The sequence below is a fragment of the Amycolatopsis orientalis DSM 40040 = KCTC 9412 genome, from assembly GCF_000478275.1.
In the GTDB taxonomy this organism is placed as follows: domain Bacteria; phylum Actinomycetota; class Actinomycetes; order Mycobacteriales; family Pseudonocardiaceae; genus Amycolatopsis; species Amycolatopsis orientalis.
Window position 1 is genome coordinate 1 of the sequence record NZ_ASJB01000050.1, and the last position, 20,984, is coordinate 20,984.

Here is a 20,984-nt window from a genome sequence, read left to right on the forward strand (position 1 = left end):
GGTCGCGTGGGTCGTGAGTGGTAAGTGTCGTTAGAACGACACTTACCACTCACGACCCACGCGACCCACTTATCCACAGCCACCCCACCTCGCACCCTGCTTATCCACAGATCCGCTCGGCGCTCTCCAAATGCCCGGCTCGGCGGTGATCGTCGAAGGGTGCCCACTCACAAACGCTGGTCGGAGGAGTCGATCCCGGCCGAACAACGCCCCAGCTGGCCGGTCCTCCTGGGCGAGCAGCATGGAATCGTCTCGAGGCGGCAATTACGCGCCTACGGCCACACCATGTCGGACATCAGGGCGAATCTCGACAGCGGACGCTGGCGACGGGTCCTCCCCCGCGTTTACTCGACGTTCACCGGCGAGTTGTCCCGCCCGGCCAAGATCCGTGCCGCGTTGCTCTATGGCGACGGCTACGCGATCTTGAGTCATCGGACGGCCGCCGAGGAATGGAAAATCCTCCCGGTGATCGAAGGACCTGTCGAAATCACGGTTCCGTACACCTTCTCCGCGGTCTCGCAGGCTCCCCTGGTCATAGTGCATCGATCCCGCGCGTTGCCGCACATCGCCGCCGGAACGAACCCTCCACGGACCAGGGTCATGGACACGATCCTCGATCTGGCCACCGCGCAGCGAACACCACAGCGGGCGACGAACACCATTGTCGACCTGCTCGGCCGGACCAGGATTTCGGTGACCGCCATGCAGGCGTGCGTACTCGCCCGGCCACCGTTCCGCTATCGGCCCGCCATCCGGTACGGCATCGCACTCGTCGGCGGCGGGCTCATGTCGGCACTCGAAGTGGCGTACCAGGAGAAAGTCGAGGACGACCACGGATTACCACGGGGGAATCGGCAAACTCCTGTCGAGGTGGACGGCAAAACGCTCTGGGAGGACGTCACTTACGATCCTCATGGGGCCGCGGTGACCGTCAGGCTCGATGGCCGGGCCACGCACTCCACGCCCGGCGTCGCCTTCCGGGACCGCCGTCGCGACAACGCCGCCGAACTGGCCGGACGGGCAAGACTCGTCTACGGCTGGCAAGACGTCCAGGACTCGCCGTGCGCGGTGGCCGCCGAGGTCCGCACGATCCTGATCCGGGAGGGTTGGGATCCCACCGGTGCACGAGAAGTGACTTGTACGAAGTGCGGGCGGCGGGACCGAGTGGGTCGTGAGTGGTAAGTGACGTTCTAACGTCACTTACCACTCACGACCCACGCTCGCTTCTAGCCAGCCGACCGGTTCAGACTCTAAGTTGACTTTCCTCGACGATGAACGCCTGGGGGCGTCCGTGAAGACGGGTGCGCTTCGGAGAGACTGGGGAAATCAATGCGAAGAACATCGGTTCGCGCACTCGGCGCCCTGACGGCGGCCTTCACGCTGGCCGGACTGGCGACCGCGATGCCCGCGAGCGCTGAGACAGGACCCGATCTGCGAGTGACGGCGACGGTTCAGGGCGGGCACTGGCTGCCGAATGACCAGATTCCCATCGACGTGACCATCACCAACGTCGGTGACGTCAAGGCCGAGGGAGTCAAGGGCCAGGTCTGGATGTACGCCGGACCCTACTTCTCCATTTGGCCGAACGCCTGGGGTGACCTTTACGACCGGGGAGCCGGGGCCTCTTTCGCTCCAGGAGAAACCCGGACCTACCGGGTACACGGGACGGTCGGCACGCTCGACCAAGGCGATCCCGTGTTCCGTGTCCGGGTGATCGGCACAGCCGATGCCGACGAGTCGGACAACGCTCCCGAGGTCACAGCGGGTCTGGTCCCCGCGGGTACCACCGACCGCGTCGCGGGGCATCTCTACGGCGACGCCGATCACGACGGACGTCCTTCCCACGGCGAAGACCTGGCCGGGGTAGAGATCCGGCTGCGCAGCGGGGGGCCTGGAGTGACCGAGCGGGTCACGACCACCGATGACACCGGCCGGTTCACCTTCGACGGGGTCCCCGTCGACCGCTACTACTCCGTGTACTTCGAGAGCTTCCCCAGTGGCTGGGTGAACCCGAGTTTCGGGCCTCTGCGGGTCGACGGAACAGGGCAGCACACCGCGCTCGAAATCCGTGCCGGGCGGCCGTTGACCGACTCGCTTCAGGCGAGCGCACGCCTCGATAAGGCGAGCTACGCCGTCGGCGAGACCGCCACCGGGACGGTCACCATCACCAACGTTAGCGACCGTCGGCTCACGAACCTTTGGGTCGGCTGCGATCCCGTCGGCGCGGGCACCCATCTCGTGATGCCACCGGGACAGTGGGGCGACTTTGATCCCGCGAAGCAGGCAGGAGTGCTCACTCCGGGCCAACGGGTCGAACTCACAGCGTCGGGCAAGGTCACGGACAAGTCGAGCTATACCGGCCAAGCCCATCTCACCTGCTACATCGCAGCGGGGAACGACACCTCCGGCCCTGTTGCGGAGACCGCGAGCAAGGTGCCCGGCAAGCGCGTGGACGACCGCGGGCAGGTCTGGACGGACAAGAACGGCAACGCTCGGGTGGACACCGGAGAAGGGGTCCCGAACTTGACGGTCGCTCTCGTCACGAAGGACAACAGGCTGGTGTCGCTGGCCCGGACCGATACCAACGGCTTCGCGACCTTCCCCCAGGTTGGTGTCGGCACCTACCGTCTACGTGTGGCAGGGGCGTGGAAGAGCATCGGCGACACGGAAACCTACGTCATCGCTCCGCCCTATCGTCTTGGCGATTGGTCCCACCAAGTGGCGCCCCGCTGAACAAACGGCCCCGGAGTGGCGATTTCCCTCCGGGGCCGTTACCACTCACGAGACTTTCGTCAGCCCTGGACGAACTTCGTCGCCAGGCCCTCCCCCACGGACGTCGCCTTGTCGTGGTTCTCGATGGGCGACACCTTCGAGTTCTTGAAGCAGATGTAGGTGACCCCCGAGTCGACGCCGCCGTTCGCCGGGTCCGGGTTGATGCCCAGCGCCTTCGCGGTCGCGTAGGACGCTTCGCCGATGATGTCCTTCGGGCCGGTGTCACCGATGACGGTGTACAGCACCTTGTTGTTGTAGATCACCGCGCACGAGCCGGCGCCCTTGAGCCCGGCCTTCTCGAAGTTCCACGTGCTGCTGATACTCGGCACGACGATGTAGGGCGTCTGGTCGGCGATCAGGGCCTTGCCGTCGGATCGCGGGTACGCGGTGTCGGGCTGGAACCACGGGTCGGTGTTCTTGTTGCACCGCGCCGTCGGCTGCCCGTCGCAGTCGATGTCCATGTCGGCCTTCCAGAACACGGCGCTTCCCGCGTCGCAGACCGCGATGGTCCGGCCGGTTTCGTCGTCGGTCTTGTACTTGCCGTTCGAGACCTGCTTGCAGCTCGCGGTCTTCGCCAGCAGCTGCTGCGCGGTCGGGCCCGCCTGGATGGCGACGTCGCCCGCGGAGGCCGGCGCGGCCGCGGCCACCGCCGCCGGGGCCAGTCCCGCGGCCATCACCATCGCCGAGAACAGGAGCAGTTTCCGCATCGCGAGTACCCCTTAGTTAATAAAGCTTCTTTATCGAGGGTGCTCAGGATGCCGTCGCGCAGGAGCGGACTCAAGGGCTGTCAGGGTGTTGTTTTCCCACTACGCAACGAAAACCAGTCAAAAGTGGGCAAGCTTGGCGACCCGCGTCACGAACCTTCCCGCTCGGCGGTACAGGCTTTCCCGGTCACCGAGCACGCCGTCGATCCACTGCTGGTCAACATCGTGCCGGACCTTGATCCGCGGCCGCAGCAGGCCGTCGCGCGACGCCGTACCGCCTTCGGTCGTGTAGATCCTCGTCGCACCGGAATGCCGGAGCCTGCTGAGCACCCGCCGGTCGTAGGCACCGAACGGCGGCGCGTACGACCGCACCGGCGCCCCGCTCAGATCGGCGAGCAGCTTCGGCGCCGTTTCGAGTTCGCGTCGCGCGTGCCTGCCGTCGAGCCGCCGCCAGTCACGGTGCTCCCAGCCGTGCGAGCCGATCGACATCCCGGCGTCGGCCAGCTCGCGGAGGCCGTCCGCGTCGACGAAGCCCCGCTGGCCGATGCGGCCCGCCAGCGGGAAGAACTCCGCCGTGAGCTCGCGTTCGACCAGCCGCGGCAACGCGATCTCGACGTCGGAGGAGTTTCCGTCGTCGAAGGTGAGCCCGACGTCTTCCCGTCCGGCCACCGTGTCGAGTACCCGCTCGAACTGCTCGACCGTCACCCATGTGTCGTCTTCGCCTGGACCGAGCGTGCGCACGGGCTTGCCCACGCCGCCAATCGCCAGGATCACCATCCGCGCCTCATTCGGGACCGAGTGTGTTTCCCGATTAATCGTGTTGGCGAATGGAGTAGTTACATCATCCAGCGAAGTGTCCACGAACGGGTTACTTGCGGATCTCCAGGGTGCAGCACTTCGGGCCGCCGCCCGCCTTCCTGAGCTCGGAGATGTCCACGAAGACGGGTTCGTAGCCGCGTTCGGTCAGCCGGGCGGCCAAGCCGGTCGCTTCGACCGGCAGGACGACGTTGCGGCCGTCGGAGACCCCGTTCAGCCCAAAGCATTCGGCGTCGGCGCGGTCCGCGATTACCGCGTCCGGGAACATCCGCGCCAGCACCTTCCGCGACCCGGCGGAGAACGCCTCCGGGTAGTAGGCGATCTGGGCGGAGGTGGTGTCGGTGGCCTCGGCGAGCACGAACAGCGCGGTGTCGAGGTGGTAGTAGCTCGGGTCGATCAGCCGCAGCGAGACGACCGGGACGCCGAGGACCTCCTGCGCTTCGGCGTGCGCGGCCGGGTCGGTCCGGAAGCCGGTGCCGGCGAGCAGGACCTTGCCGGTCCAGGCGAAGTCGCCTTCGGCCTCGTTGATCTTCTCCGGCATGGTGATGTCGCGGTAGCCGTGCTCGACGAACCAGCGGCGGAAGTGCTCGGCCTCGGCGGCGCGCTGCGGGGCGCGGAACCGGGAGCCGAGGACGCGGCCGTCGACGACGGTGCCGGAGTTCGCGGCGAACACCATGTCGGGCAGGCCGGGCTGGGCGTCGATCTCCTCGACCGTGTGGCCGAGGCGGCGGTACGTGTCACGGAGTTCGGACCACTGCGCCATCGCGGTGTCCGCGCTGACCGGGACGGTGGGGTCCATCCACGGGTTGATGACGTAATCCACCGCGAAGTACCGCGGCGGGCACATGAGGTAGCGGCGCGTCGTGGGCACACGGGGCTGCTCTAGTACCGGCATACACGAAGGGTAAGGCTCACCTAATTCCGCAATCAATCGCTGTTCGCTGCGCGTATACCTGCTAAACATTGCGTGTGAACACCATCGACCAGCGAATCGTTTCATGTCTGATGGCCAACGCGAGGTCCAGCTACGCCGACATCGGGAAAGTCGTCGGTCTTTCCGCGCCCGCGGTGAAGCGGCGGGTGGACAGACTGCTCGAAACGGGCGTCCTGCGCGGCTTCACCGCCGTCGTCGACCCCGAGGCGCTGGGCTGGGGAACCGAGGCGTTCGTCGAGGTCACCTGCAACGGCAACATCACCCCGGCCCGCATCCGCGCCCGGCTGGAGCCGCTGCCCGAGGTCGTCGCCGCCTACACCGTGTCCGGCGCTGCCGACGCGATCGTCCACCTGCGCGCCTCGGACATCCACCATCTGGAGACCGCGCTGGAACGGCTGCGCGGACTGGAGATCGTCGACCGGACGGTCTCCACCGTCGTCCTTTCCCGGTTGCTGGAACGCCCGCCGACCCCCGAGGCGTGAAACCCTCGACCCCGTGACCGATCAAATCCGCTCCAGCCATGACGGCGGCGTCGCCGTGCTCACCATCGACGCGCCCGCGACCCGCAACGCCCTGACCCTCGACCTCTCCGCGCAACTGGCCGACGCCGTCGGGCGGGCCGAAGCCGACGAGAGCGTCCACGCGGTGGTCATCACCGGTGCGCCACCGGCCTTTTGCGCGGGCGCGGACCTCGACACCCTCGCCGGCGCGCGGGAGGACGGGCTCCGCGCGATCTACGACGGCTTCCTCTCCGTCGCCCGCTGTTCCCTGCCGACGATCGCGGCGGTCGGCGGCGCCGCGGTGGGCGCCGGACTGAACCTCGCGCTCGCCGCGGACGTCCGCATCGTGGGACCGAAGGCGAAATTCGTGGCCAGATTTCTCGACTTGGGCATCCATCCCGGCGGCGGGATGACGTGGATGATCCAGCGGCTCGTCGGCCCGCAGAAGGCCGCCGCGATGACCCTCTTCGGCGAGGTCGTCGGTGCCGAAGCCGCTGTCGAAGCCGGGCTAGCGCTCCGGCTCGTCGAAGGGGATCTGGTCGACGCCGCTCGTGAGCTGGCGAAACCCGCCGTCGACGCCCCGCGCGACGTGCTACTCGCGACGAAGCGCACGCTTCGGCACACCGCCGGCCTGACCGACCATTCGGCCGCCGTCGACGCCGAGATCGCGCCGCAGCTGGCGTCGCTCACCGCGCCGGCGTTCACCGAACGACTGGCCGGGTTGCGGGCTTCGCTGTCCAAGCGCTTGTCCAACCGCTGATCGCTTCTCGATCGGACTTCACTACGCTGGAAGGAGATACGGCTCACAATCGGGCCGCATTGTTAACCGTTACCATCGGTAACACATAAACCGGATAATCCCCGCTCAGCGACGAGCTCAGGACACTCGAGGAGTAGGTCCAGGCCGTTCTTTACGGCAACCTGGGAAGTGTGCCGAGGGCTAACCTCGGGATATGACACCTGTGACCTGGCCGACATCGCCGGGCGAGGCACGCCGATCTCCGGCTTGGCCGGGGACGACCGCACGTCGGGAGAGAGGGAATCCCTGACCTATGAGCACGAGTGCGAACGGCAACGGCTCCTTGTCGGCCGTCAGGCCCACCGAGGTCGCCAAGCTGGACCGGGTGGTCATCCGGTTCGCCGGTGACTCCGGTGACGGCATGCAGCTGACGGGTGACAGGTTCACCTCGGAGGCGGCCGCCTTCGGCAACGACCTGTCCACCATGCCGAACTTCCCCGCGGAGATCCGCGCGCCACAGGGCACCATTCCCGGCGTCTCGAGCTTCCAGGTGCACTTCGCCGACTACGACATCCTGACGCCGGGCGACCGGCCGGACGTCCTGGTCGCGATGAACCCCGCCGCGCTCAAGGCGAACCTCGCCGACGTCCCGTCAGGTGGGACGATCATCCTCAACACCGACGAGTTCACGAAGCGGAACCTGGTCAAGGTCGGCTTCGAGAACGACCCTCTCGACGACGACACCCTTTCGGCCTATCAAGTCCACCGGGTCGCGATGTCGACGTTGACCAGAGGCGCGCTCGAAGAGACCGGACTGTCCAAAAAGGACGCCGAACGCGCGAAGAACATGTTCGCGCTCGGGCTGCTCTCCTGGATGTACCACCGGCCGACCGAGGGCACCGAACGCTTCCTGCGCGAGAAGTTCGCGAAGAAGTCCGACATCGCCGAGGCCAACATCCTGGCCTTCCGCGCGGGCTGGAACTACGGCGAGACCACGGAGTCCTTCGCGACGACGTACGAGGTCGCGCCCGCGAAGCTGAACCAGGGCACGTACCGCCAGATCACCGGGAACACCGCGCTGGCCTACGGGCTGGTCGCCGCCGGACAGCAGTCCGGGCTGCAGATCCTGCTCGGCACCTACCCGATCACCCCGGCGTCGGACATCCTCCACGAGCTGTCCAAGCACAAGAACTACGGCATCCTCACCTTCCAGGCCGAGGACGAGATCGCCGGCATCGGCGCCGCGCTCGGCGCCTCCTACGGCGGAGCGCTGGGCGTCACCTCGACCTCCGGTCCCGGTGTCGCGCTGAAGTCCGAGGCCATCGGTCTCGCCGTGATGACGGAACTGCCGCTGGTCGTGATCGACGTCCAGCGTGGCGGCCCGTCCACCGGGCTGCCGACCAAGACCGAGCAGGCCGACCTGCTGCAGGCGATGTTCGGCCGCAACGGGGAATCGCCGGTCCCGATCGTCGCGCCGCTGTCCCCCGCGGACTGCTTCGACGCGGCCCTGGAGGCCACCCGGATCGCGCTGAAGTACCGCACGCCGGTGTTCCTGCTGTCGGACGGCGCGATCGCGAACGGCTCGGAGCCGTGGCTGATCCCGGACGTCGAGAACCTGCCGGACCTGCGGGTGGAATTCGCCACCGAGCCGAATGCGGAGGACGGTTCCGGGGAATTCTGGCCGTATGTACGCGATCCCGAGACCCTCGCCCGCGCGTGGGCGGTGCCGGGTACGGCCGGGCTGCAGCACCGCATCGGCGGGCTCGAAAAGGCCGACAAGACCGGCCACATCTCCTACGACCCGGACAACCACGACAAGATGGTCCGGCTGCGCCAGGCCAAGATCGACGGCATCGACGTGCCGGACCTCGTCGTCGACGACCCGAGCGGCGGCAAGGCACGGGTGCTCGCGCTCGGCTGGGGCTCCTCCTACGGGCCGATCGGCGCCGCGTGCCGCCGGGTCCGCAAGGAGGGCATGCCGATCGCGCAGGCGCATCTGCGGCACCTCAACCCGTTCCCGGGCAACCTCGGCGACGTACTCCGTTCGTACGACACCGTGGTCGTCCCCGAAATGAACCTCGGCCAGTTGTCGATGCTCTTGAGGGCGAAGTACCTCGTGGACGTGAAGTCGTACACGAAGGTCGCGGGGCTGCCGTTCAAGGCCGAGGAGCTGCAAGGCGTGTTCACGGAGATCATCACCAGTACGGAGGCGGCGAAGTGACCGCGATTGATCTGGGGATTCCCACCCTCGGCGGTTTGGACCTCGTGCCGACCGAGACCGAGCCGCAGAAGGCCAAGGACTACAAGTCGGACCAGGAGGTCCGCTGGTGTCCCGGCTGCGGCGACTACGTCGTGCTCAACGCCGTGCAGTCGTTCCTGCCGACACTCGGCCTCAAACGCGAGAACATCGTGTTCGTCTCGGGCATCGGATGCTCGTCCCGGTTCCCGTACTACCTGAACACCTACGGCATGCACTCGATCCACGGCCGCGCGCCGTCGATCGCGACCGGGCTCGCGACCGCCCGGCCGGATCTGTCGGTGTGGGTCGTCACCGGTGACGGCGACGCGCTGTCCATCGGCGGCAACCACCTGATCCACGCGTTGCGCCGCAACGTGAACATCAAGATCTTGCTGTTCAACAACCGGATCTACGGCCTCACCAAGGGCCAGTACTCGCCGACGTCCGGGCAGGGCATGGTCACCAAGTCCACCCCGATGGGCTCGGTCGACACCCCGTTCAACCCGCTCTCGCTGGCGATCGGCGCCGAGGCGTCGTTCGTGGGCCGCGCGCTCGACTCGGACCGCAAGGGCCTGACCGAGGTGCTGGAGGCCGCCGCGAAGCACCGCGGGTCGGCGCTGGTGGAGATCTACCAGAACTGCCCGATCTTCAACGACGGCGCGTTCGACGTCCTCAAGGACAAGGACGAGGCCGCCTCCCGGCTCATCCCGCTGCGCGGCGGCGAGCCGATCAGGTTCGGGCCGCAGGGCGAATACGGCGTCACGCGTGGCGGCTGGGGCGGACTCGAGGTCGGGAAGGTCGCGAACATCGGCGAGGAGAACCTCGTCGTGCACGATCCCACGATCGAGGACACCGCGTACGCGTTCGCGCTGTCGCGGATCGGCGACCAGAACCTGAACCACGTGCCGACCGGCATCCTGCGGCAGGTCGAGCGGCCCACCTACGACGACCAGGCGCGTGCCCAGGTCGAGGAGGCCCGCGCGGCGCGCAAGCCCGATCTGCAGGGGCTGCTGCGTGGCAAGGACACCTGGACCGTCGTCAGCTAGCCGGCGGTTCCGGCCCCGAACGCCATGAAAGGTCCTTTCCTTGCGAAATTTGCAAGGAAAGGACCTTTCATGGCGTTTGTCAGGCGAGCGGGCGGAAGCCGACCCGCTCCGCGTCGGTGGCGGAACGGAACCACACCTCGGCGACCATCTTCGGGAACTGCGGCGAGTCTTCGGTGCAGTACCGCAGCGCCGTCACGCTGGCCTTGACCGCGAAGTCGTCGGCGGGACGTCCGCCGCCCGGACGCGGCATCGCCGAACCGGGGCCGAACGGGCCCGGCGGGACGGACTCCGCCACCGGCGCGACCTGCCGCGCGGGCGGGGGCTCCGGCGCGGGCATCGCGTCACCCGGCTGGACGGCGGGCTCGAACAGCGAGCCGCTCTGCCCGCCGGACAGATCCGGCTCACGGCGTTCGATCGCCCGCATCGACGGCTGGATCGGCTGGGGCGGCTCGAAACCGCCGCGGACCGTGCCTCGCGGCGTGCGCTTGGGCAGCACCTGGGTGGCTTCGGCGGGCGTCTCGGGCTCCGAGTCGAGGAGACCGGCCTGCGCCTCTTCGTCGGAACCGAACGCGTACGCGGGCGGATCCTGCAGCTCCTCTTCCCGCTCGAACCAGTTGGTCTCGACGGGCGGCTGCTCCGTCTCCACGCGCGAAGCGGGGCTGAACAGCGAGACCGGCTCAGGCTGCGTCTCCGCGCCCTCGGGGTCCAGCTGGATCTCCAGCCGGGACCGGTACGGCCCCTCGCCCGGCAGCATCGGCTGAGGCTCGGGTTCCGGCTCGGGCCGGGGCTCCGGCTCGACGTCCAGCTGCGACGCCGGCTGCAGATACTCGGTCGCCGCTGCGGCGTACGGGTTCACCGGCTCCGGCTCGGGCTCCGGCTGGGTCGCCGGGATGTACTGGGTCCGCTCGGCGGGCTCCGCCTCGGGCTCGGGGTCGAGCCGGTCCGACGGGATGTACTGCGTCTGCGAGGCCGCGGGCTGTTCGGGCTCCGGCTCCACGTCGGACGTGGTGCGGTACTCGGCCTCGTAGTCCTCTTCGGGCTCGAAGGTCCGCGTCGCGAGCGGGGTGTGCACCGGCTCGGGTTCGGGCGCCGTCTCCTCGGCGAAGTCCTCCCGGACCTCCTGGGCGGGCTCCGGAGCCTGCTCCTCGGCCGGTTCGGACCAGCGCTGCGCGGGCTCGTGCTCGGTGAGCGTCTCGGGGTAAGCGGGCTTCGGCTCCTCGGCGGCCGCGAACTCCTCGTCCAGCTCGTCGTCCGACGGCTTCGTGAAGTACGCGGTCCCGCCCGCGGCGGCCGCGGCCCCCGCGCCGAGGGACACCCCGGCGGGCAGCCGCGACGTCTCGGCGTGCGCGGTGGCCAGCGAGCTTTCCAGCTCACGGATGCGCTTGCGCGCCGGAAGCACCAGTACCAGCCAGGTGAGCAGCGCCCCGACGACGAACGCCAGCAGACTCCACAGCCAAACCTGTCCGAAAATGGACATCTATCTTGCCCCTTGTTAATGCGTTCGCGCGACGAGGTAGTCGGCGACCGATTCGCAGGCGTCCCGGGCGGGCGACGCGGGCAGCGCCGCGAGCTCGGCACGCGCCCGCCGAGCGTAGTCGGAAAGGGTTTCGCGTGCGCGTTCGAGTCCGGACGAGGCCCGCAGCAGGTCCAGGGCCTCGGCGACGAGCTTGTCGTCGGAGATCGGGCCCGAGAGCAGCTCGACCAGGCGCGGGTCGGTCGCCGGGTCGGCCAGCGCGTACAGCATCGGCAGCGTGCTGACGCCTTCGCGCAGGTCCGTGCCCTGCGCCTTGCCCAGCTCGTCCGAGGGCGACGCGATGTCGATGACGTCGTCGGAGATCTGGAACGCCGTCCCGATGATGTCGCCGAAGCGGCGAAGCGCGTCGATGTGCTCGTCGGCGGCGCCGGACATCATCCCGCCGAAGCGGCCGGAGGTGGCGATCAGCGAACCGGTCTTCTGCGCGATGACCGTGAGGTAGTGCTCGACCGCGTCGTCGCCCTCGGCCGGGCCGACCGTCTCGCGCATCTGGCCGGTGACCAGTTCGCCGAAGGTCTCGGCGATGATCCGGGCGGCGTCCGTGCCGAGGTCCGCGACCAGCCGCGAGGCGTGCGCGAACAGGAAGTCGCCGGTCAGGATCGCGATGGTGTTGTCCCAGCGGGCGTTGACGCTCTCCGCGCCGCGCCGCATGGTCGCCTCGTCCATCACGTCGTCGTGGTACAGCGTCGCGAGGTGCACCAGCTCGACCGCCGCCGCGGCGATGACGACCTGGTCGCCCTGCTTCGGCCCGAACTGCGAGGCCAGCAGCGTGAACAGCGGGCGGAAACGTTTGCCACCCGCCTCGACCAGGTGCGAAGCGGCGTCCTCGACGGCCTTGACGTCACTGCGGACGACCTCGCGGAGGAGGGTCTCGACGTCGGCGAGCCCGGTCGCCAGGGTGCGCAGAAGCTGTTCGTCGGCGATCTGGAGCCCCACGGACGCGCGCAGGTCCTCGATGGCACCACCTGGGGCAGGTGAAGACACAGACACGTCGGCTCCGCTCTCTTTGACACCGGTTCGGGATTGCTTCCAGCGTAGTGGCTACCCGCTCGGGCCTGTTGACGTGCTGTCCAGGGGAAACGGTGACGAATATGACACCCCCGCCGAGTATCCTGCCGACCTTGGCTCGAACTGGGGGAAGTAGATGACCGCACCGGACGATTCCGGCGAAAGACCGCCGTGGGCACCTCCCGCCGAAGACCACCGGGAGCAGCGTTCGACGGTGTGGATCACCGTCGTCCTCTTCGCCGTCTTCATGGCGGTGATGCTGGTCGTGGCCGTGCTGGTGGTGGGCGGCGTGAAGGATTCGAAGGCGGGCGCCGTCCAGACCCGTCAGCAGACCGTCCCGCCGACCTCGGCGGCCACGTCGTCCGCGTCCTCCGCTCCGCCCGCCACGAGGCAGGAGGTGCCGGTCCGCAAACTCGAGACGGCGGCCAATCCCCTCGTCGCTCCCGGGGTGGCGATGCCGAAGGTGACCTGCGAACTGCCCAGGCTCCGCGGCACGCAGGAGCAGCTGGACGCGTTCTACCTGGCACTGATCCCTTGCCTGGAGCGGGCGTGGCATCCGGTCCTGACCCAGGTCGGCGAACCGCGGATCCCGGTGGCGGTGAACCTCCACGACGTCTCGAACACCGCCTGCGGCCCACCTCCGCCCGCCTCGGAGGCCATGGGCTTCTACTGCTCGGACGACAAGACGATCTTCGTCCCGTTGCCGAGGCAGCTCGCCGACGGCGGCCCCGATCTCCTGAACCAGCTGTTCCTGCTCGCCCACGAGTACGGACATCACGTCCAGGAGCAGTCGGGCATCCTCCGGAAACACGACATGCTCTACCGCGAGGCCGATGGCGACCAGTCGAAGATCCTCGACCTGAGCAGGCGGCTGGAACTGCAGGCCGACTGCTTCAGCAGCCTGTTCCTGGCCAACGCCGCGGGCAGCGGCTCGATCAGCGCCGGACTGATCAAGCCGGTCGGGCAGGCTGATTTCCAGGTCCCGGACAGCAAGACCCACGGCTCGGCGAAGAACGCCGCGCTGTGGCAGAAACGCGGCCTGAAGGCCAAGGACACCTCGGCGTGCAACACCTTCGCGGCCCCGGCCGCCGAGGTTTCCTGAACGACTAGCGGCGGCGGATCTTGATGTCGTCCATGCAGGTCGCCTTCCCCGCGACGTCGCGGTACGGATAACCCTTCGCGTCCAGCAGCTCCATGACCTTCAGTTCGGCCTCGTCGAGCACCTCGCGCTCTTCCTCGCCGCGCAAGGTGACGCGGTAGGTGAACGCGCCGAGATGCGCGCTGTAGGTGAGCAGGCCGTCCTCGGTGAACCCGATCGCCTGATGGTCGCCAAGCTCGGCGAGCAGCCGGGCGCGGGTCTCGGCGTCGGGGTGGTCGAACTTGCCGTTGACGAGGACGCGGTAGGTCGGCATGCGTTCGAATATACAGATCTGTATCCGGATACGAACCTGAATATCCAACGGGTGCCCATGATCCACGTCCGAGTGAAACGACCGTCACGCGCGCAACGGGCGAATCCGACACGCAGATAGTGATGACAAAGGAAGAACGGCCGATCCGGCTCGCTCTCCATCACGTGAGGAGGACGTGCAATGCGCATCACCATCGCAAGTCGGGCCGGCCTGGTCGGCGCGCTGTTGCTGGCGGGTCTCGGCGCCGGTGTGGCACCGGCGGCCGCGGCGAACCCGGCGGGAGCGGCCTCGCTCGGCTCCGCCGCCTTCACCAAGGGCACCTCGACGCCGATCTCGATCTCGTCGCTCGCCGGCTGCGCGGTCGAGGGACCGACGACCAACTCGTCCGGGGTCGTGACCAGGACCGGGATCACGTTCGGTGGCGGCACCTCGACCTGCACGACCACCGTGGTCGACCCGGAAAACGACGTCACCACCACGAAGTCGGAGGCCAAGGGCCAGAACTTCGAGCTGTCGGCACTGGTCTCGTCGAGCGGGCCGCGGATCAAGATCCGGAGCTACTCGGTCAGCTGCACGGCGACGCAGAACAACACGAACGCGACCTGGTCGTACGGCGGCGCCACCGGACTCGGCACACTGCCGTCGCCGGTCCCGGTCGGCTACGTCAAGCCGATCACCAAATCCGACGGCACCCTGCTCGCCGAGGCGATCTTCAACGAGCAGGCCTTGCCGGGCGACGGCAGCATCGGGCTGACCATGCTGCGGATCAAGTTCGCCCCGGCCTCGAACATCACCGGCGAAGTGATCGTCGGTCGCGCGGCCTGCTCCCCCACACCCTGACCACATGCCGGGAGAGGGGCGTCCGGGTTTATCCCGGGCGCCCTTTTCTGTAGTGGCTTATATAAGTCTACGCTGATATCTTGGCGGCACCCGAGCCGAGGAGGACTCCCGTGGTCGACGTGACCAGCCAGATCAACTCCGTCCAGCGCAAGGTGGGCAACCGTGTGGTCGAAGCGGGCGAGGCGTCGACGGTCACCGTGAGCCAGGTCTACGCCACCGATCTGGACGACCTCTGGGACGCCTGCACCAACCCCGAACGCATCCCACGCTGGTTCCTGCCGGTCACCGGCGAGCTGCGGGTCGGCGGCAAGTACCAGCTGGAAGGCAACGCCGGCGGGGTCGTCGAACGCTGCGATCCGCCGAAGAGTTTCGCCGCGACCTGGGAGTACGGCGGCGATGTCAGCTGGATCGAGGTCCGGCTGAGCCCCGAACCCGACGGGCGCACGCGGTTCGAACTCGACCACACCGCGGTACCCAACGAGCACTGGAACCGGTTTGGGCCGGGCGCGGTCGGTATCGGCTGGGACATGATGCTGAACGGGCTCGCGCTGCACCTGGAATCCGGCGAGGCCAACGATCCCGAGGCGGCCATGGCCTGGATGGTCAGCGAAGAGGGCAAGCTGTTCATGACCCTGAGCAGCGAGGCCTGGTACGAGGCGGATGTCGCGGGCGGGACCGACGCGGACAGCGCCCGCACCCGGGCCGACGCCACCCTGGCCGCCTACACCGCGCCGCCGGAGAGCTGAAGATCCTCGGCGAGTTCGGGGGCGCGAAGCAGGTCGATGAGTTCGTCGTCCGAGCGGAAGACGGCACGCGCCCCCGGCATCTTCGCCTGCCGGAGCATCGCGTGGAGCACGTCGGCGTGCGGCTGGTCGAGCAGGGTCCAGGCCATCGCACGCCGCTTCACGTCGTCCCCGAGCGCGCGGGCCGTCCACCAGCCCACGACGAGCGCGCTCACCTGGTTGACCGCCGTTTCCCTGCCCCGCGCCAATTGCGCGCGGTTCAGCCCGCACACCTTGATCGTCTGTTCACCTTTTTCGGTGAGCGCGCGGTAAGTCCCGATCGACAGCACGAGGAACAGGTGTTCCAGCGGATCTTCGGCGGTGGGATCGATCAGCAGGCTGTGGCCGTCGTCGTCCACCGGGAACAGGTCGCGTTTGTGGTGGCTGTTGCAGTATTCACAGGCGAGCAGGTGGTTGAGCCAATCGAAGGCGCGCGCCGGGTTCCGCGCGATCGGCTCGAAATGGTCCACAGTGGACCCCAGCCCGTCGCCGCAGTACATGCAATAACCACGGCCGGCGGCCATCACGTCCAGCCCTGCCCGCAAAGACCGCCGCACGGCACGGGAAACCCGCCACAGCCGTCGCGCTTCCTTGCTGTCACCGGGCGGGATCCGCGCGGTCAGGTCTTCGAGATCGGCGACCACCCGCCCCGGCAGCGCGATCCGGCGGATCCCGATCACCGATCGTCGGCCTCGAACCGCCTGGCCACCTCGTCCACCCGGCTCGGCGGCGAGCTGCTCAGCATGCCCCGCAGACGTTCCCATTCCCGGACGCCGTTCGCGTCCGCCCGCCCGGACGCCACCTGGAACTCCAGCTCGGCGAGATGCTCCCGCAGTTCTACCGCCTGCGGCGAATAAGGCGTGTCGAGGCCGAAGAGATCGGAAAGCACGGCGTCGTCGCCCGTGCCGAACACGACTCGTTCGTACAGCTCCTCGGAGACCACGCGTGGCGGGACTTCTTCGTCCGGCCCGGAAAGCCGGATGAGCCCGCCGGGATCGGCGGCCTGGCACACATAGGGACTGTGCGTGGTGACGATGAACTGGATCCGCGGGAAATGCGCCTTGAACCACGAGCCCATGCGTTTCTGCCACGACACGTGGAGATGCGCGTCCACCTCGTCGATGATCACGACTCCGGGACTCTCGTGGTCGAGGCCCGCGCTGTCGAGTTGCTTGAGCAGATCGACGACGAGCGCGGTCACCGTGCGGTAGCCGTCGCTCATCTCGCGCAAGGGGAACCTGTCGCCCCGGTATTCGACCCAGAGCCCGTCCGAATCGACGTCCCGGATCCGGTAGCCACCGGGCAGGAGGCCGTCCCCAAGGATCTCGAGCGCCGCGTCCTTGAGTTCGCGGGCGCCCGCTTTTCCTTCCAGGGCACGGAGATGCTGGTTGATCAGCCAGGTGACGCCCTCGGCGAGCGAGGCGTCTTCGTGGAACAGGCTCGCCATCCGCGCCAGCGACCCGGCGCCGCGCATCCACGACTCGGCCTCGCCGCTACCGCCCGCGAGCCGCCGGAACGGCCCGTACGCCGCGCAGAACGGCTGTCCCGGCGGGAGACCGGAGATCGGCAGCAGCCCGGAATCGAGCCACCGGACCTCGACCGGCGCGGGCCCTTCCTCGCGCATCACCGACAGCTCGATGGACCCGTTCGTCGCCCCCGTCGAGATCCAGCTCCCGGCGTCCGACAGCAGCCCCCAGGCCACGTCCGGCGCCGCCGCGACCGCGATGGCCCGCAGCAGCGACGTCTTGCCGGAGCCGTTGCGCCCGGCGAGCACCACCCAGCCAGGGCCCGGCAGCCGAAGGTCGACGGTGCGGGCACCACTGAAGCCGCGGATGTTCTCCAGCCGGACCCGCTCGATGTACATGGAGGCAGCTTACGACGGCGCGGACCTCACCTGGTCACCCGAAAGTGGGTGACCATCACCAGTTCCATCACCGCGTGTGCCTTGGCGACGTCCACCATCGGGATCGCGCGCGACCGCGGCCACTCGTCGACCCCTCGCTCCCGCTCGGTCACGAGCAGCAGCCGGACATGCCCACGCGAGTCGAGATCGCCGAAAGGCGAGACATAGATGAGCAGTTCGCTCTCGTCCTTGTCGCGAAGGGTGACTCCCGGATTTCCGCTGAACGAGACCTGACGGTGGTCCTTGAAAGTGCGGTGCGGATCCGCGAGCCACTCCCCCGGCGCACCGCCGTTCGCGGTGGCCCCGGCCTCGATCTGGAGCCGATGCCGCGGTTCGACGAAGTAGCAGGAACCCGGCGTCGCGATCGGCTCGAACTCCGGCCCGTAGACCTTCTTGACCGCGTCGCGGAACACCGCGCATTCGACGTTCGGATCGGCCGCCCCCGCGGCGAGGATCCGCTCGGCGCCCGTGGGCACCGGCGCGTCGACGGCCGGATCGCAGTTCTCGCCCTTGCTGTTCGAAACCCAGTTCGCGCAGGCCCCGACGCGGGCGCTGTCCTGGCCGTCGGGCGGGTAGACGAGATCGCGAGGGAGCTTGGCGGCACCGGCGGTGGCGAAGTCGCGGAGGAGTCCGCAGTCCTTGCCGCGACTGGCGCTGCCGATCTCGAATCTGACGGCTCGCAGGAAGCTGACCGGAACCGTGATCGCGCATCCACTGATCCCGCCCTCACGATGGGACTCGATCTGGTAGGCCTTCACGCCGCCCAGGTCGACCACGGCCCCGTCGTTCCGGAGTGCCGTGTGACCGGGGTCCACGTCGCGGACGTAGACGATGTCGTAGCCCCCACGGAGCAACGTGCACTGTTTCCTGCCGTCCTTCACCTCCGCCTTCCGCTCGACGGGCCGGGTATTGCCTGCCTTCCTGCGGTCGTAGGCGGCCATATCGATCAGCTCGCAGAAATCGAGTGCGGCCAGCGCGGCGTCCACGGCTCGTTCGTCACGATCGGCGGGTCGAGGTTGTTTCGGCTGCCATTTCGGAAACTGCGGTGGCGGCGGGGTGGTGACCACGGAATCCGTACAAGCCGCCAATAGCCCGGCGAGCAGTGCAACAAGAATCACTCTTCGAAACTTCATTACGCGGAGTATGCGAACTCGTAGTGGCATCCACCAGCAGAAAGACCTTCCATCGACGCGCAACCACCCGAATGGTTTTCACTGATAGTCACCAGGAACGCGAGCGCTATTCAGTGGGGAACGGAACTTTATGCAGACGTGCTCGCCCACTGGGGAACCCTGGTAATCTTCCCGGCGTCGGATTACGCAGGGTGCATCGGGGTGGAGCGCCTTGTAGCCACGGGAGGGGCATATGACGACGGTGACTTCGGGGCGGGTTCGCCCGGTCAGCGGGGATCGGTTCGGCGCGGCAGGGGTGCATGGCCATGCCTGAGGGAACGCCCGTCTACCAACCCGGCTTCAACCCGGGCTCGATCTGCAAAGCCCCACCAACCGGTGGTTCTTACGGGACGCCGGTCGCGGAGGGCGCGGGGTTCAAGTACGACGAGGCGACCCTTCACGAACTGGTGAAAGAGTGGCGCGAGCTGGCCCAGGAGTACACAGACGACCTCGACCAGGCCGAGTACATCGCAAAGGTCAAGCCTCCAGGGCGGGAGTATGCGAGCGGAGACAACGCGACGATCACCCGCCTGTCCGGGCAAGCGCTCGTGGAGGCCCTTGGCCAGCGCGTCGCCTACTGCAAGAGCATGGCTGATAAATATGTGGCAGCTCTCGGCAAGTACGCCACTGCGGAAGATCACACCACCTCAGTCATCAACCAGCAGCCGAAGGGCATCTTCTGATGCGACGCACCACCCTAATTCTCAGCGCGGCAGCCTTCGCCCTCGCTGCCTGTTCCACTCCCACCAACGGCACGCCCACGCCCACCAACGGCGGATCAAGCCCGAGCTCCTCGACCTCGCCCAGCCTGCCGCCTGGTGTCCCCAAGGTCAATCACCCGATCGACGTGACACGGTTTAAACAAGACCCCTGCAAAGCGCTCACCAAAGCGCAGGTCGAAGAACTCCTCGGGTCTTCCGACACCGAAACTGTGCCTCGTCCAGACGGCGAAGCGGGTCCGGCATGCAGGTGGTCCATCCCCTCCACTGCCGAGCCCCGCATCAACGTGATCTTCGGCAACTCTCCAGATGGTGGTACCGCTAGCGTCTATGCGGCCAAGGGGAATGCTTACAAGCTCGTTGAGCCGCTCGCGCCGATTGACGGGTATCCAGTGACTGCCTACGGCGTCATTGACCGCCGCGCCGAAGGCGCTTGCTCGGTGTCGCTGGGCATCAGCGATACCGAAACCGTCGGCATAGCCGCAACACAGTCTGCAGCGAACGTTGGCAAAAAGGACCCCTGCAACGCTGCTCGTGAAGGCGCGATCCGGGTACTGGCCACCATCCGAGGGGGCAACTGATGACGGCAGGACCGCTCACAGCCGCCCAGATCTACGAGCAGGTCACCGGCGGCGAAGGCACCGGCTCGCTCTCCGAAGCACAGGTACGTGCCTACAACCTGACCAAACGACACCACGAGCGTGCGCAGAGGCTCACCGCGCTCACCCAGAAGACCATGGCCGGCTGGCAAGGTGAGTCCAGCAGGGCGGCCGCCGACGCGACGAAGCCCGTCGTAGAGGCAGCGCTCGACGACGCGATGCATCTGGCCGTCGCTCAGGCGGCCATCACTTCGCAGATGGACGCGTTCGGTACCGCGAAGAACTCCGTCAAGCCCGTGCCCCCGCAACAACCCGCGCCCACGGCCGAGGATGTCGTGGGGATCCTCGAAGGCAACGGCGGCTACTGGGACAAGGTCAAGAGCTACCAGGCCGACAGCCAGCACAACATCGACACCTTCTCCGTCTATCACTCCGCCAGCACCTCCAACGGCGACGAACTGCCCGCCCAGTACGCGCAGCTGACCGACCCCGGCGGCACCGTCACTCTGGACGACGGCAGCTCCGGGAAACCGGCGGCCAAGGGGTTCGGCGACGGTTCCGACGGGCGGGACCGCGGGATCGGCGAGCCCTACCGCGGGCCGGGCACCGGCGAGCCGGTGCCGGGTGGGCCGGGCACCGGCGGCCCGAACGTGGGCGGCCCGCAACCCGAACAGGGTGGCCCCCGGCCCGGGCAGAGCGGCCCGCAGCCGGTCCAGCCGGGCACACACCTTCCGCAGCCCGACGACGGAACCCGCGCGAACTCGTACACGCCGCCTCAGGTCAACCCGGTCGTGCCGCCCGCGGCGAACGCCGACTTCGGGCCGACCGGCAAGCCGATCAACACCTTCAACCAGCCAGGCACCCTCCCGCCCGGGTACACGCCGTTCGGGCCGGGAACCGGTGGCACGCCGGGGTCGCCCGGTGGACGAACGGCAGGTGGCCCCGGATCGCCCGGCGGGTACCGGAGTGGAGTCCCCGGCGGACCGGGCGGCACAGGGCAGCCCGGTCCGGGTGGTCGTAGCGGCACCGGAGCGCCGGGTCAGCCCATGGGCGGCCGTGGCACGGCGGGATCCGCCGGCGCCGCCGGTCGCGGCGGGGCGAACGGGATGCCGATGGCGCCGGGCGCGGCCCGCGGCAAGGGCGAGGAGGACAAGGAGAAGAAGGCTCCTGCGTACCTTCAGAACCCGGACCCGGACGAGACCTTCGGCGGCTACATCGAGAAGCCGATGCCGCCGGTGATCGGCGAAAAGAAGGCGCAGCAGTAG

21 protein-coding genes are annotated in these 20,984 nt (G+C 68.1%); 12 read left to right on the plus strand and 9 right to left on the minus strand.

Going from position 1 to position 20,984, the window contains the following annotated elements:
* The first annotated feature begins 159 nt into the window (after positions 1-159).
* Positions 160-1,182 carry a putative endonuclease domain-containing protein gene (locus tag L324_RS16130; protein ID WP_037308307.1) on the plus strand — a complete coding sequence of 341 codons (1,023 nt, stop codon included), beginning with the start codon at positions 160-162 and terminating at the stop codon, positions 1,180-1,182.
* A 147-nt stretch (positions 1,183-1,329) separates the two neighbouring features.
* The gene (locus L324_RS16135; protein ID WP_037308309.1) at positions 1,330-2,733 is read left to right on the plus strand and encodes an SdrD B-like domain-containing protein; all 1,404 of its coding nucleotides are present in this window, start codon (positions 1,330-1,332) and stop codon (positions 2,731-2,733) included.
* Positions 2,734-2,792: 59 nt separating this feature from the next.
* Here L324_RS16135 and L324_RS16140 read toward each other — a convergent pair whose 3' ends face one another.
* From L324_RS16140 to ddaH, 3 genes are all read right to left on the minus strand, one after another.
* Positions 2,793-3,479, minus strand: coding sequence for a glycoside hydrolase family 75 protein (locus L324_RS16140; RefSeq protein ID WP_037308310.1), 687 nt, complete (start codon positions 3,477-3,479; stop codon positions 2,793-2,795).
* 117 nt (positions 3,480-3,596) lie between these two features.
* On the minus strand, positions 3,597-4,253 hold the full coding sequence (locus L324_RS16145; RefSeq protein ID WP_037308312.1) for a polysaccharide deacetylase family protein: 657 nt from the start codon (positions 4,251-4,253) through the stop codon (positions 3,597-3,599).
* Positions 4,254-4,344: 91 nt separating this feature from the next.
* Positions 4,345-5,187, minus strand: coding sequence for a dimethylargininase (gene ddaH, locus L324_RS16150; RefSeq protein WP_173426375.1), 843 nt, complete (start codon positions 5,185-5,187; stop codon positions 4,345-4,347).
* Between the two features lie 74 nt (positions 5,188-5,261).
* Here ddaH and L324_RS16155 point away from each other — a divergent pair, with 74 nt between their 5' ends.
* The 4 genes from L324_RS16155 (at position 5,262) to L324_RS16170 (ending at position 9,750) form a co-directional block, all read left to right on the plus strand.
* Positions 5,262-5,708 (plus strand): Lrp/AsnC family transcriptional regulator, encoded by a 447-nt coding sequence (locus L324_RS16155; RefSeq protein ID WP_037308316.1) that lies wholly within the window; start codon positions 5,262-5,264, stop codon positions 5,706-5,708.
* A 13-nt stretch (positions 5,709-5,721) separates the two neighbouring features.
* Entirely contained in the window at positions 5,722-6,486 is a 765-nt protein-coding gene (locus L324_RS16160) for an enoyl-CoA hydratase (protein ID WP_037308318.1), read from the plus strand.
* A 292-nt stretch (positions 6,487-6,778) separates the two neighbouring features.
* Positions 6,779-8,686 (plus strand): 2-oxoacid:acceptor oxidoreductase subunit alpha, encoded by a 1,908-nt coding sequence (locus L324_RS16165; RefSeq protein ID WP_037308321.1) that lies wholly within the window; start codon positions 6,779-6,781, stop codon positions 8,684-8,686.
* Complete coding sequence (locus tag L324_RS16170) at positions 8,683-9,750, plus strand: 2-oxoacid:ferredoxin oxidoreductase subunit beta (RefSeq protein ID WP_037308324.1); 1,068 nt, start codon at positions 8,683-8,685, stop codon at positions 9,748-9,750. Before L324_RS16165 ends, L324_RS16170 begins: the two co-directional genes overlap by 4 nt.
* 79 nt (positions 9,751-9,829) lie before the next feature.
* On the opposite strand, the gene L324_RS16175 is transcribed toward L324_RS16170, so the two are convergent.
* Complete coding sequence (locus L324_RS16175; protein WP_037308326.1) at positions 9,830-11,227, minus strand: sunset domain-containing protein; 1,398 nt, start codon at positions 11,225-11,227, stop codon at positions 9,830-9,832.
* Between the two features lie 15 nt (positions 11,228-11,242).
* On the minus strand, positions 11,243-12,268 hold the full coding sequence (locus L324_RS16180) for a polyprenyl synthetase family protein (RefSeq protein WP_037308329.1): 1,026 nt from the start codon (positions 12,266-12,268) through the stop codon (positions 11,243-11,245).
* A gap of 160 nt (positions 12,269-12,428) precedes the next feature.
* On the opposite strand from L324_RS16180, the gene L324_RS16185 reads away from it, so the two are divergent.
* Entirely contained in the window at positions 12,429-13,394 is a 966-nt protein-coding gene (locus tag L324_RS16185; protein WP_037308332.1) for a neutral zinc metallopeptidase, read from the plus strand.
* Positions 13,395-13,398: 4 nt separating this feature from the next.
* On the opposite strand, the gene L324_RS16190 is transcribed toward L324_RS16185, so the two are convergent.
* Positions 13,399-13,704 carry a DUF6204 family protein gene (locus tag L324_RS16190; protein WP_037308335.1) on the minus strand — a complete coding sequence of 102 codons (306 nt, stop codon included), beginning with the start codon at positions 13,702-13,704 and terminating at the stop codon, positions 13,399-13,401.
* 180 nt (positions 13,705-13,884) lie between these two features.
* Here L324_RS16190 and L324_RS16195 point away from each other — a divergent pair, with 180 nt between their 5' ends.
* Together L324_RS16195 and L324_RS16200 are read left to right on the plus strand one after the other, a co-directional pair.
* On the plus strand, positions 13,885-14,544 hold the full coding sequence (locus L324_RS16195) for a hypothetical protein (RefSeq protein ID WP_037308337.1): 660 nt from the start codon (positions 13,885-13,887) through the stop codon (positions 14,542-14,544).
* Between the two features lie 110 nt (positions 14,545-14,654).
* On the plus strand, positions 14,655-15,290 hold the full coding sequence (locus L324_RS16200) for an SRPBCC family protein (protein ID WP_037308340.1): 636 nt from the start codon (positions 14,655-14,657) through the stop codon (positions 15,288-15,290).
* Here L324_RS16200 and L324_RS16205 read toward each other — a convergent pair.
* Genes L324_RS16205 through L324_RS16215 form a run of 3 tightly spaced genes read right to left on the minus strand, consistent with a single transcriptional unit; the run spans position 15,266 to position 18,215 of the window.
* Positions 15,266-16,006, minus strand: a complete 741-nt coding sequence (locus tag L324_RS16205) for an HNH endonuclease (RefSeq protein WP_037308343.1) — start codon at positions 16,004-16,006, stop codon at positions 15,266-15,268. The genes L324_RS16200 and L324_RS16205 overlap by 25 nt on opposite strands.
* On the minus strand, positions 16,003-17,190 hold the full coding sequence (locus tag L324_RS16210; RefSeq protein WP_037308346.1) for an AAA family ATPase: 1,188 nt from the start codon (positions 17,188-17,190) through the stop codon (positions 16,003-16,005). The genes L324_RS16205 and L324_RS16210 overlap by 4 nt, the downstream gene beginning before the upstream one ends.
* 26 nt (positions 17,191-17,216) lie before the next feature.
* Positions 17,217-18,215 (minus strand): hypothetical protein, encoded by a 999-nt coding sequence (locus L324_RS16215; protein ID WP_235783549.1) that lies wholly within the window; start codon positions 18,213-18,215, stop codon positions 17,217-17,219.
* A gap of 452 nt (positions 18,216-18,667) precedes the next feature.
* On the opposite strand from L324_RS16215, the gene L324_RS16220 reads away from it, so the two are divergent.
* The 3 genes from L324_RS16220 to L324_RS43885 are packed head-to-tail and all read left to right on the plus strand — an operon-like array spanning position 18,668 to position 20,984.
* Positions 18,668-19,084, plus strand: a complete 417-nt coding sequence (locus tag L324_RS16220) for a hypothetical protein (protein ID WP_037308488.1) — start codon at positions 18,668-18,670, stop codon at positions 19,082-19,084.
* Positions 19,084-19,701 carry a DUF3558 domain-containing protein gene (locus tag L324_RS41660; RefSeq protein ID WP_081736360.1) on the plus strand — a complete coding sequence of 206 codons (618 nt, stop codon included), beginning with the start codon at positions 19,084-19,086 and terminating at the stop codon, positions 19,699-19,701. Before L324_RS16220 ends, L324_RS41660 begins: the two co-directional genes overlap by 1 nt.
* Positions 19,701-20,984 carry a PPE domain-containing protein gene (locus L324_RS43885; RefSeq protein ID WP_037308350.1) on the plus strand — a complete coding sequence of 428 codons (1,284 nt, stop codon included), beginning with the start codon at positions 19,701-19,703 and terminating at the stop codon, positions 20,982-20,984. The genes L324_RS41660 and L324_RS43885 overlap by 1 nt, the downstream gene beginning before the upstream one ends.